The following is a 10,985-nucleotide window of genomic DNA, read 5'->3' as shown; positions in this document are numbered from 1 at the left end:
GCAAATGTTAGAATCAAAGGACCACTAGCAACTATCAGGTTTCTAGTGGAGTTTTGAATGTGACATTCGCCTGACAAGTTCGCTGCAAAGCGGGTGGCGAATGTCAAATTCACTCCACTAGAGCGTTTTCGAGCGGGGTGGGATCCGGTTCGCGTGAGGAAAACGCGTCAAATCAAGAATCCAGGGTCTTTCACCGTATCCATGACACGGTGAAAGCAAGCCGGGGGATCAGCATGACGGCCAAAATCATCGATGGAAAAGTCATCGCGGCGGACTTGCGAGCGCGGGTGGCCGATGAGGTGGCGCGGGTGAAGCGCGATCACGGGCTGACGCCCGGCCTCGCCGTGGTACTGGTCGGCAACGATCCCGCGAGCGAAGTCTATGTCCGCAACAAGCACAAACAGACCCAGGCCGCCGGCATGGCTTCGTTCGAACACGTCCTGCCGGCCGATGTGGCGCAGGCGGACCTGTTGGCGCTGGTGGCGAAACTGAACGCCGATCCCGCCGTGCATGGCATTCTGGTCCAATTGCCGCTGCCGAAGGGGTTCGATACCGAAACCATCATCGCTTCCATCGATCCGGCGAAGGACGTCGACGGCCTGCATCCGCACAACGCCGGCCGCCTTGCCGGCGGCTTGCCCGCACTGTCACCATGCACGCCGCTCGGCTGCATCATCCTGACCAAAAGCGTGCACGCCTCGCTCGAAGGCATGGACGCCATCGTGATCGGCCGCTCCAATCTGGTGGGACGGCCGCTCGTGCAGTTGCTGCTCAACGAAAACGCGACGGTGACCATCGCGCATTCGCGCTCGCGCAATCTGCCTGAACTCTGTCGCCGCGCCGATCTGGTCTATGCGGCGGTTGGCAAGGCCGAGATGGTGCGCGGCGGCTGGCTCAAGCCGGGCGCGACCGTGATCGATGTCGGCATCACGCGCCTGCCTGCGGCTGAGGGAAAGACCCGCCTGGTCGGCGACGTCGCGTTCGACGAGGCCATGAAGGTCGCCGGGGCGGTGACGCCGGTGCCCGGCGGCGTCGGCCAGATGACGGTGGCGTGTCTTCTCGTCAATACGCTACGCGCCGCCTGCGCGATCGAGGGATTGCCCACGCCGGGGGTATGAGCCGGTTTCGATAAAAGCCGAACCAAGCAAGAGGCGTGCCCCGGATGCTGCGCATCGTGCCGCTCTTGCGGCGTGGTGCGCTGCTGATCCGGAGGCGCAAAAAGGGGGGGAGGGGACGATCTTCGTGACGGTCCCGGCTCTGCCGCGCAGCGTGAAGACGCTGCACCGCGTGCGGGACAAGAGCGGCGATTATTTCACCTGCGCTCGCGCGATGGCTTCCAGGATCAGCCTGTGCGCGTCCTCCGCGCCGCCCCAGCGCAACACCTTGACCCATTTGCCGGGCTCCAGATCCTTGTAGTGCTCGAAGAAGTGCTGGATCTGCTGCAGCGTGATGTCCGGCAGGTCGCTGTAATTCTTTATCTTGTCATAGCGCTGGGTCAGTTTCGAGGTGGGGACCGCGATGATCTTTTCGTCGCCGCCGGCCTCGTCCTCCATCAACAGCACGCCGACCGGCCGCACGCTGATCACGGCGCCGGGCACGATGCCGCGCGTGTTGGCGACCAGGACATCGCAGGGATCGCCGTCCTGCGACAGCGTGTGCGGGATGAAGCCGTAATTTCCGGGATAGCGCATCGCCGTGTAGAGAAACCGGTCGACCACCAGCGTGCCGGCGTTCTTGTCCATCTCGTACTTGATCGGCTCGCCGCCAACCGGCACTTCGATGATGACATTCACCTCGTGTGGCGGATTTGATCCGGTCGAGATCGCGTCGATACGCATGGGCCGCCTCGCGGTGGGTCTGGGAGGTGAATCTGGCAACTATGGCCGGGCAGCGGGCCGGCTTCAATGGCGCCATGGGCGCTGAAAACTTGAGGTCATCCAGGGACGCTGAAAGCGCGAAGCCCGAATCCAAACTGGCCGATTGTCTTTAGAGCATGATCCCGAAAAGTGGAAACCGGTTTTTGGAAAAGATCATGCTTAAATAAAAGATAAGCGACGCGTCTGATTCGACGCAGTTGAAACGGGCTCTCACATTTCCCGGATTCCGGGAGCGCCGGTTTTGCGGCGTCGGAATGACGATGGAGCGACCGTCACATCCACTCGACTAGCCGCTCCAGGCGAACGCCACCTTGTCGAGCGACTTCGGCCCGAACCTCTCGGAGGAGCGAGCGACCATGCGGCCGCCGAGCGCGCGGTAGAACTCCGTCGCCGGCTCGTTGTCGGACAGCGCCCAGGTCACCATGCTTTTCAACCCGCTCTGTAGCAGGTCGCGCCGGGCCGCGGTGAACAGCCGCCGGCCGAACCCCAGGCCCTGGAATTCGGGACGCAGGTAAAGCTCGTAGATCTCGCCATCATATTGCAGGCTGCGGGCGCGGTTGTGGCCGTAGTTGGCATAGCCGGCGACCTTGTCGCCGAACACCAGCACGCTGACGCGGCTGCCCTTGCGGATCGCGCTGTCCCACCAGAGCGGGCCGCGCCGGTTGATCAGCTTTTCCAGTTCCGCGCCGGGAATGATGCCCTGATAAGCCGAACGCCAGGATTCGTCATGAGTCGCGGCGACCGCGGATGCATCCGCGACCTTGGCCGGCCGGAGTTCGATCAGGGTCGTGCTCATACCCCGATCAAAGCAAGTCCGCGCGCGCTCTTCAAGCTCCATCGTTAATTAAAGGTTAAAATGTTGGGCTCACCGTCACTGGTGCGGCGTTTTGTATCGAAAAGGAACAACCGCATAGGCTTCGCGTCAGCGCTTTGGCAATCGCATGGCCTCGATCGCCTCCCGCGCTGCCCGCGCGCCGCTGTCGCGCGCGCCGTGCGCAGTGGAGAAGAAGTTCGGCGAGGTGGCCTCGCCCGCGAAGAACAGCCGGTTATCCACCGGCGCGGCGAGCACCGCACGATCAGCGGCATGGCCCGGCAGCGCGTGGGAATAGGCTCCGGATGCAAAGGGGTCGCGGGCCCAGCGCGATTCCGCGAGCGGTTTCAGTTTCCTTCGAAAATCCGAGCCGAGCAGCGCCACGATCTCCTCGATCGCTTGCGCCGCGAGTGCGCCATCGCCGGCGTCCTCGAGTTCGCGCGCGAAGCTGCCGCCGAAAAACCCTTCGATGCAGGGCTGGCCGAACGGGCGCAGATGATAGGCGCCTGTTTTGGTCTGCATGGTTGCGCCGCGCAGGTTGCCATCTTTCGGAAGCATGCTTTCCGGGTCGTCCAGCGCGAGCATCACCTTGTCGTCGACGCCGAGCGGCAGGCCGGCGGCAGCGTTCACTTTCGCGGGCAGTTCGGGGTGGAAGCGGATCGATTCGTTCGCGATCAGGCTGGTCGGCACTGTGACAATCGTTTTGGCCGCCGTCAGCGCGCCTTTCGAGGTTTCAATGCGCAGTTGCAAGCCGGAATGATCGATGCGCCACACCCGCGTGTTCAGCGCGACCGGAAAAGGCCGGCCATAGGCCGCGATCAGCGCGCCATAGCCGCGCCGCACCCGCCAGTTGATTCCGGTGTCCTCATAGGCGGCCGTGTCGTGGACCGAGACGGAATCGAGTTCGCAGCCGTTTACATAGCCGGAAATCGCATCGATCATCGGATTCCAGCGGTTGCCCGGCGCGAGATACAGGCTGGCGGCGCTGTCGGTGTCGCCTTTCGCGGCTTCCTTCGTCCGCTCGTCAAATGCATCGAGCGCGGCAAAGAAATCCTGGCGCTCGGTCGCCGGGAATCCGGCGTCAAAGCTCTGCTCGCGCCATGGCGGCGGGGTTTTGTCGATGTCGAAACCGAGGCGGTCCGCGATTGCAATAAAAGAATTCTTGTCGGCCGAATGCATCCAGCCGCAGCCGAGATCGAAGACGATGCCGGGGGCGGGGACGATGGTGTGGGCGCGCCCGCCGACGCGGTCGCGGGCTTCCAGCACGATGATGGAGAGGCCGGAATTCTTGAGCGCGTCGGCTGCGCCGAGTCCGGCGGCGCCGGCGCCGATGATGGCGACATCGACAATGGAGGGGAGAGTTTGCGGCATCGCGGCACGCTGGTCACTGTTTCGGCAGTTTCGCCTTGAGAGCATAGAGCGCATCCAGCGCCTCGCGCGGCGACATCTCGTCGGGATGCAGCGCTTTCAACGCCTCGACCAGTTGCGCGGTTTCTCCGGATGGCGCGGATTCCTCGGTGGCGCGCGACGGCACCGCGAACAGCGGCAGGTCGTCGACCAGCGCGCGCACGGTCGATCCGCGATCCTGAGCCTCCAGTTTGGCCAGCACCGATTTAGCGCGTGCGATCACGGATGGCGGCAGGCCGGCGAGCTTCGCCACCTGAATGCCATAGGAGCGGTCGGCGGCGCCCGGCAGCACCTCGTGCAGGAACACCACCTCGCCGTGCCATTCCTTCACCCGCACGGTGGCGTTGAACAGCCTTGGCAGCTTTGCCGACAGCGCGGTGAGTTCGTGATAGTGCGTTGCGAACAGCGAACGGCAGCGGTTGGTTTCGTGCAGGTGCTCGATCGCCGCCCACGCGATCGACAGGCCGTCGAAGGTCGCGGTGCCGCGTCCGATCTCGTCGAGGATCACCAGCGAGCGCTCCGATGCCTGATTGAGGATGACGGCGGTTTCCACCATCTCCACCATGAAGGTCGAGCGTCCGCGCGCCAGATCGTCAGCCGCGCCCACCCGCGAGAACAACCGGTCGATCATCCCGATGCGCGCGCGGCTCGCCGGCACGAAGCTGCCGATCTGCGCCATCAGCGCGATCAGCGCGTTCTGGCGCAGGAATGTCGATTTGCCTGCCATGTTCGGGCCGGTGAGCAGCCAGATTTGGCCGGAGGCTTGGCCCGGGCCCGGCGACAGGTCGCAGGCATTGGCGATGAAGGGCTGGCCGGCGCGCTTGAGCGCCTGCTCGACCACCGGATGACGGCCGCCCTCGACGGCGAAGCCGAGCGAGGCATCGACCTCGGGCCGGGTATAATTCTCGTCGGCCGCGAGCCTGGCGAGCGAGGCCGCGACATCCAGTTGTGCGAAGGCATGCGCGGCGTTGCGCAGGTCGTCTCCGGCCTCGACCACCATCGCGGCCAGCCGGTCGAAAATCTCCAGTTCGAGGCCCAGCGCCCGGTCGCCGGCATTGGCGATCCTGGCTTCGATCTCGCCGAGTTCCGATGTGGTGAAGCGCACCTGCCCGGCCAGCGTCTGGCGATGGATGAAAGCGGCGTTGAGCGGCGCGCTCATCAGCCTGTCGCCATGCTGCGCGGTCACTTCGACGAAATAGCCGAGCACGTTGTTGTGGCGGATCTTGAGCGTCTTGACGCCGGTCTCCTCGGCGTAGCGCGCCTGCATCGCCGCTACCACGAGGCGGGAATCGTCGCGCAGTTTTCGCGCCTCGTCGAGCGCGCCCTCGTAGCCCTCGCAGACGAAACCGCCGTCGCGCTTCGTCAGCGGCAGGTCGTCTGCAAGCGCCCGGCCGAGTTCACGCGCGAGATCGCGGGAGGGGCGCTGCAACGCAGCCATCGCCGCGGCGATGTCTTTCGGCGGATCGGACAGCGCCGATAGCCGCGCCAAAGCCTGATCGGCGGCAACGACGCCGTCGCGCAGGCCTGCGAGGTCGCGCGGACCGCCGCGGCCGACCGAGAGCCGCGCCAGCGCCCGCGACATATCGGGCGCCGCGCGCAATACGGCGCGGATGTCGTCGCATGCCGCGTTGTCGGACACGAATGCGGCGACGGCGTCACACCGCCGCGTGATGGCGGCGCTGTCCGTCAGCGGCGCCGCCAGCCGCTGCGCCAGAAGCCGCGACCCCGCCGCCGTCACCGTGCGGTCGATGGCATCGAGCAGCGAGCCGCGCCGTTCGCCCGCGAGCGTGCGTGTCAGTTCGAGGTTGGCGCGGGTGGCGGGATCGATCGCCATCGTGCCGTCCGAGGCTTCCCGTGACGGCGGCGACAGCGGCGGCCGCTTGCCGATCTGGGTGCGGTCGACATAGGTGACGGCGGCGGCCGCCGCTGTCGCTTCCAGCCGCGACATGGCGCTGAGACCGTCCATGGTGGCGACCGCGAAATAATCGCACAGCCGCCGCTCGGCGGTCGCGCTGTCGAACACGTCGCGGGTCAGCGGCGTCACCGACGGCAACTCCCGCAGCAGCGCCGCCATGTCCGGATCGCCATGGAGCGCATCGGACACGATCACCTCAGTGGGATTGATGCGTGCGAGCGTGGCGGCGAGTTCGCCGGCGCCGCATTCGGTGACCATGAACTCGGCCGTGGAGATGTCGATCCACGCCAGCGCGATGCGGTCGCTCCCCGAGGATGAGCGGGCGCGCGTCAGCGCCAGCAGGTAGTTGTTGGCCTTGGCGTCGAGCAGCGTGTCTTCGGTCAACGTCCCCGGGGTGACGAGGCGGGCCACATCGCGGCGAACCACGCTCTTGTTGCCGCGCTTGCGCGCCGCCGCGGGGTCCTCGGTCTGCTCGCATACCGCGACGCGATGGCCGAGCGCGATCAGCCGGTGCAGGTAATCGTCTGAGCGCTCGACCGGAACGCCGCACATCGGGATATCAGCGCCCTGATGCCTGCCGCGCTTGGTCAACGTGATGCCCAGCGCGCGGGAGGCGATTTCGGCATCCTCGAAGAACAGTTCGTAGAAATCGCCCATCCGGTAGAACAGCAGGAGGCCGGGATTGGCCGCCTTGATTTCAAGGTACTGCTCCATCATCGGCGTGACCCGCGCCGCCTCGGCGGGGGCGGCGGGGCTCGGCGATGTCGGAATGGCGCGCTGGATCGTCATGGCGGCGAAACTACAAAGTTTCGGCGCCGCTTCCTATGCCATTGCGGCGGTCCTGCCCGTTTTCCACGTGATCGGTTCGCGGTTTGGCGAGGGTTTCCTGCTGTTCGCTCTATTCCATCACCGCGGCATGATCGGCCGTCGGTGCGCGCATCGCCGCCCTGGTCGGTTTCAGGATCAGCGCCAGCGGGATCGCGCAGACCGTCACCAGCGCGACCAGCTCGAAGTCCTGCGAGAACGCGATGATCTGCGCCTGAGCGCTGACGATCACGTCCATCATCGCACGGCCCGCATCCGTGTGCAGGTTGATGGTGCTGGTCACGTCCGGCATCTGCAGTGCGTCGTTGAACGGGGTGATATGCTCGGCCAGCACCGCGTGGACGCGGGTGGTGCCGCTCGTCAGTCGGGCGATGACGATGGAAATGCCGATCGAGCTTGCGACGTTGCGCACCAGCGTCAGCATCGAGGTGCCGTCGGTGCGCAGATGATCAGGCAGCGTCATGAAGGCCGCGGTCGTCATCGGCACGAAGACAAGGCCAATACCGTAACCCTGGACGATACTGTTGATGGCAATGGCCTGCACGGAAATATCGGCGGTCCAGGCGGTCATGTCGTAGAGCGTGATCGCGATCAGCGAAAGGCCGATGGCGATCAGGGTCCGCGCCTCGAAATATGTCATGAGACGGCTGACCATCATCATGGCCACGAACGTTCCGCCGCCGCGCGTCGCGAGCAGGAGCCCGGCGGTCAGGATCGGATAGCCGTAGGCGTTCTGGAACAGCGGCGAGGCCAGCGCCATGGTCGAGAACAGCACCACGCCGATCACCGCCATGAAGATGAGCGCGGTCGCGAAATTGCGGTCCTTGAAGATCGCGAACTGGACGAACGGACGCTTGGTCGTCAGCGAGTGCGCGAAGAAATAGTAGAAGCCGGCGGCCGAGACGATGAACTCGATGATGATCTCCCGGGACTCCAGCCAGTCGAGCTGCTCGCCGCGATCGAGCGCAAGCTGCAGCGCACCGATGCCGACGGCGAGCGCGGCGAAGCCGAACCAGTCGAATTGCAGCCTGGTGTCGAGCCGGGTCTCCTCCATGAAAATGATCAGGCCGACGACCGTGATCACGCCGAACGGCAGGTTGACGAAGAACACCCAGTGCCAGCTATAGGTCTCGGTCAGCCACGCGCCGAGTGAAGGGCCCATGATCGGCCCTAGCATGACGCCCATGCCCCAGATCGCCATGGCCTTGGCGCGCTCATGCAGCGCGTATGCGTCGAGCATTACCGCCTGCGACAGCGGTACGAGCGCTGCGCCGAACATGCCTTGCAGCAAACGGAACAGCACCATCTGGGTGATATCCTGCGCCAGTCCGCACAAGACGGATGCGAAGGTGAAGCCGGCCGCACAGAGGATGAAGATACGTTTGCGGCCGAAGCGGTTGGCGATCCAGCCGACCGGCGCGGTCATGATGGCCGCCGCCACGATGTAGGACGTCAGCACCCAGTTGATCTGGTCCTGCGAGGCCGACAGCGACCCCTGCATGTAGGGCAAGGCGACGTTAGCGATCGTGGCGTCGAGCGCCTGCATGATGGTCGCGGTCATGGCGCAGATCGTCACCATGTTCCGGCGAAGCCCCGGACCGGTGACGGGCTGTGCTGTGGCCGTTGGCATCGCTTTATTCCTGCTTCGTGCGGGACAGGCCGAACAGGCCTGCGAGCGTGCGGCGGTGATGGGTGTCGATCGAGACGTCGACGCTCATGCCGGATTTCAGTTTGGCCACGGCCGGATCGCTCCTGTCGAAATAGATCCGCACGGGAATGCGCTGCACGACCTTCACGAAGTTGCCGGTGGCGTTCTGGGGCGGCAGGATCGCGAATGTCGCGCCGGTGCCGGGGCTGAGCGCCCCGACCGTGCCCTTGAAGACATGATCGGGGAAGGAATCGACGGAGAGATCGACGGGTTGTCCGACGGCCACATAGGTGAAGTCGGATTCCTTGGGATTGGCATCGACCCACGGGTGATCGAGATCGACGATGCTGAACACAGGTGTTCCGGCGGCGACGAAGCGGCCGAGCTGGATGTTGTCGACCTGCGTCGCGATGCCGTCGATCGGCGCGCGAAGCTCCGTATTCGCAAGGTTGCGCTGCGCGTCGGCCAAAGCGGCCTTGGCCTGCGCATAGGCCGGGAATTTCTCCAGCGGCAGATCCGGATCGCCGAGCAGCTTGTTGCGCGCGGTGGCGATCTGCTGCAGCAGAATTTGGTCCACGCCCTCCGCCTGCACCAGCGCGCTGACGGCATTGTCGAAATCAAGCCGTGATCCGGAATTGCTTTTCACCAGCGTTGTCTTGCGATCGACGTCGCGTTGCTTGACGTCGATGCTCTGCTGGGCAAGCGTCTGGGACGTCGCATAATTGGCGAGGTTTGATTTCAGCGTGTTGTACTCGACCGTCGCGTCGTTCAGCTTTGCTTGCGCCTGCTGCACAGCCAGGCGGAACGGCACGGGATCGATCTCGAACAAGGGATCGCCCTGTTTGACGTGCTGGCCTTCCTTGACCGTCACGCTGTCGATCTTGCCGGAGACCTCGGGCGTGATCAGGACCTTCTGCGCGCCCACATAGGCGTCGTCGGTGGTCACGTAGCGGCCGCCCGACAGATAGAACGTCAGCCCGGCGATCAGCGCGATCAGCGGCAATACGACCAGAAGCAGCGGCCGGCGGTAGCGGCGCAGCGAAGCCAGCAACTGCCGGCGCGGTTTTGCGTCTGGGGTCGCCGACGGCGTCGGCTTCGCGGGCGCGTCCTTCAGGTCTGGCGGAAATTTGAGGGCGGGCTCAGCCATAGTGCCGCTCTTTCATTTTCTCACTGTCGATGGGCGCGTTGCCCTGCAGCGCGTTACGAACGTTGTCTTTGACGGTTTGAAGTTGCTCGATCAGACGGTGCGCGTCGGAGAGGCTGATATCGGCGAGCGCAGCTCGCGTGATTTCGCCGCGCAATACGGCGAGCTGGGCCAGCAAAGGTCGCGCGGCCCCGGTCAGGTAAAGACGATTGATGCGCCGATCGGTTTCGTCGCCGCGACGCTCGATCAAACCGGCCTTGCAGAGTTTGTCGATCAACCGCATCAGCGTGATCGGCTGCATTTCCATCAGCTCGGCGACATCCGCCTGCTTTAGCCCCTCGGTGCGCTCCAGTTTGGCGAGCACAGCCCACTGCGCCCGGTTCAGGCCGTAGCGCGACGCCTGTTTGTCGGCAAAGAGCCGGAGCAGGCGCTGCACCTCGAACAGGGTAAACAGAAGGTCGCTTTCGATCGACCGGTCCGGCATTTCGGAAAACTCCTAACATTCGTTATAATAAGCAAGCATATGAAAAGCATTACCCACCGCGATCGAGAAGCTGGTCTGCAGCCAGCTCATGGCTGCCGGGTTCAACCCACGGAACCGTCCGCCGCCCGCACGGGATACCTCCCGCGACCTGGCCCTGATCGCATTGCACTGTTTCGGTTGTCGGCAAATGCCGGGACGGCGGTGCTGAAATAGGGGGCGAAGTCCGCTCAAACGGGTTAAGTAAGGGGCTGATGACAGCAACCAGACCGACATTCCCCGTGCCGGGGCACGATCACGACCGCTGCGCCTCGGAGGCGATCAGCCATGCGGAGAAGGTCTGCGCCCAGCGCGCGCAGAAATTCACGCCGATCCGCCGCCAGGTGCTGCAGGCATTGCTGTCGAGTCATCGGCCGCTCGGCGCCTATGAGGTGATCGAGGAGCTGGCGAAATCGATGGCACGCCCGGCGCCGATCACGGTCTATCGCGCGCTCGACTTTCTGATGGAGAACGGCCTCGTTCACCGCATCGAAAGCCGCAACGCGTTTCTGGCCTGCGGACACGACCACGATGCGAGCGCGATGGTGGCGTTTCTGATCTGCGAGCGTTGCGGTTCGGTCGGCGAAATTCCGGCAAGCCGCGTGGCGCAGAGCCTCAGCGACGCCGCCCGCTCCACCGGATTCACGCCGAAGCTGTCCGTGGTCGAAATCACCGGCACCTGCGCGCATTGCCAGAGCGCAGGCTAGGATCTTATCACCATTTCATGGAAACGGTGAAAGACTCTAGGGTCGAGACTCAATTGATCCACCAAGTCAGGGTAGCGGCCAAGAGGATTGTAGAGAGGAAGATATCGGCCCGCTTGTCATAGCGGGTGGCG

The 10,985-nt window shown here is 64.5% G+C and carries 9 protein-coding genes; 2 read left to right on the top strand and 7 right to left on the bottom strand.

Annotation, left to right across the window (positions count from 1 at the left end; genetic code table 11):
- Positions 1 to 233: 233 nt before the first annotated feature.
- Positions 234 to 1,118 carry a bifunctional methylenetetrahydrofolate dehydrogenase/methenyltetrahydrofolate cyclohydrolase FolD gene (gene folD, locus BGO16_RS06890; protein ID WP_292617874.1) on the top strand — a complete coding sequence of 295 codons (885 nt, stop codon included), beginning with the start codon at positions 234 to 236 and terminating at the stop codon, positions 1,116 to 1,118.
- Positions 1,119 to 1,307: 189 nt separating this feature from the next.
- On the opposite strand, the gene ppa is transcribed toward folD, so the two are convergent.
- The 7 genes from ppa to BGO16_RS06855 form a co-directional block, all read right to left on the bottom strand.
- Entirely contained in the window at positions 1,308 to 1,838 is a 531-nt protein-coding gene (gene ppa / locus BGO16_RS06885; RefSeq protein WP_292617873.1) for an inorganic diphosphatase, read from the bottom strand.
- Positions 1,839 to 2,163: 325 nt separating this feature from the next.
- Positions 2,164 to 2,673 carry a GNAT family N-acetyltransferase gene (locus tag BGO16_RS06880; protein WP_292617872.1) on the bottom strand — a complete coding sequence of 170 codons (510 nt, stop codon included), beginning with the start codon at positions 2,671 to 2,673 and terminating at the stop codon, positions 2,164 to 2,166.
- A 126-nt stretch (positions 2,674 to 2,799) separates the two neighbouring features.
- Entirely contained in the window at positions 2,800 to 4,059 is a 1,260-nt protein-coding gene (locus BGO16_RS06875; protein ID WP_292617871.1) for an NAD(P)/FAD-dependent oxidoreductase, read from the bottom strand.
- A gap of 13 nt (positions 4,060 to 4,072) precedes the next feature.
- A complete protein-coding gene (gene mutS / locus BGO16_RS06870; RefSeq protein ID WP_292617870.1) occupies positions 4,073 to 6,799 on the bottom strand; it encodes a DNA mismatch repair protein MutS in 2,727 nt (908 codons plus the stop codon).
- Positions 6,800 to 6,908: 109 nt separating this feature from the next.
- Positions 6,909 to 8,465: an MDR family MFS transporter gene (locus tag BGO16_RS06865; RefSeq protein WP_292617869.1), complete on the bottom strand. Its 1,557-nt coding sequence runs from the start codon at positions 8,463 to 8,465 to the stop codon at positions 6,909 to 6,911.
- Between the two features lie 4 nt (positions 8,466 to 8,469).
- Complete coding sequence (locus tag BGO16_RS06860; protein WP_292617868.1) at positions 8,470 to 9,630, bottom strand: HlyD family secretion protein; 1,161 nt, start codon at positions 9,628 to 9,630, stop codon at positions 8,470 to 8,472.
- Positions 9,623 to 10,111: a MarR family transcriptional regulator gene (locus BGO16_RS06855; protein WP_292617867.1), complete on the bottom strand. Its 489-nt coding sequence runs from the start codon at positions 10,109 to 10,111 to the stop codon at positions 9,623 to 9,625. The genes BGO16_RS06860 and BGO16_RS06855 overlap by 8 nt, the downstream gene beginning before the upstream one ends.
- A 251-nt stretch (positions 10,112 to 10,362) precedes the next feature.
- Here BGO16_RS06855 and BGO16_RS06850 point away from each other — a divergent pair, with 251 nt between their 5' ends.
- Positions 10,363 to 10,854: a transcriptional repressor gene (locus tag BGO16_RS06850; protein ID WP_292617866.1), complete on the top strand. Its 492-nt coding sequence runs from the start codon at positions 10,363 to 10,365 to the stop codon at positions 10,852 to 10,854.
- The last annotated feature ends 131 nt before the right edge of the window (positions 10,855 to 10,985 follow it).

The organism is Nitrobacter sp. 62-23, assembly GCF_001897285.1.
In the GTDB taxonomy this organism is placed as follows: domain Bacteria; phylum Pseudomonadota; class Alphaproteobacteria; order Rhizobiales; family Xanthobacteraceae; genus Nitrobacter.
This window is presented reverse-complemented; position numbering and strand designations above follow the sequence as displayed.

What these genes read in the sequence shown, in the direction of transcription:
- folD (WP_292617874.1), top strand. Translation starts at nt 234, where the DNA reads ATGACGGCCAAAATCATCGATGGAAAAGTCATCGCGGCGGACTTGCGA.
- ppa (WP_292617873.1), bottom strand. Translation starts at nt 1,838, where the DNA reads ATGCGTATCGACGCGATCTCGACCGGATCAAATCCGCCACACGAGGTG.
- BGO16_RS06880 (WP_292617872.1), bottom strand. Translation starts at nt 2,673, where the DNA reads ATGAGCACGACCCTGATCGAACTCCGGCCGGCCAAGGTCGCGGATGCA.
- BGO16_RS06875 (WP_292617871.1), bottom strand. Translation starts at nt 4,059, where the DNA reads ATGCCGCAAACTCTCCCCTCCATTGTCGATGTCGCCATCATCGGCGCC.
- mutS (WP_292617870.1), bottom strand. Translation starts at nt 6,799, where the DNA reads ATGACGATCCAGCGCGCCATTCCGACATCGCCGAGCCCCGCCGCCCCC.
- BGO16_RS06865 (WP_292617869.1), bottom strand. Translation starts at nt 8,465, where the DNA reads ATGCCAACGGCCACAGCACAGCCCGTCACCGGTCCGGGGCTTCGCCGG.
- BGO16_RS06860 (WP_292617868.1), bottom strand. Translation starts at nt 9,630, where the DNA reads ATGGCTGAGCCCGCCCTCAAATTTCCGCCAGACCTGAAGGACGCGCCC.
- BGO16_RS06855 (WP_292617867.1), bottom strand. Translation starts at nt 10,111, where the DNA reads ATGCCGGACCGGTCGATCGAAAGCGACCTTCTGTTTACCCTGTTCGAG.
- BGO16_RS06850 (WP_292617866.1), top strand. Translation starts at nt 10,363, where the DNA reads ATGACAGCAACCAGACCGACATTCCCCGTGCCGGGGCACGATCACGAC.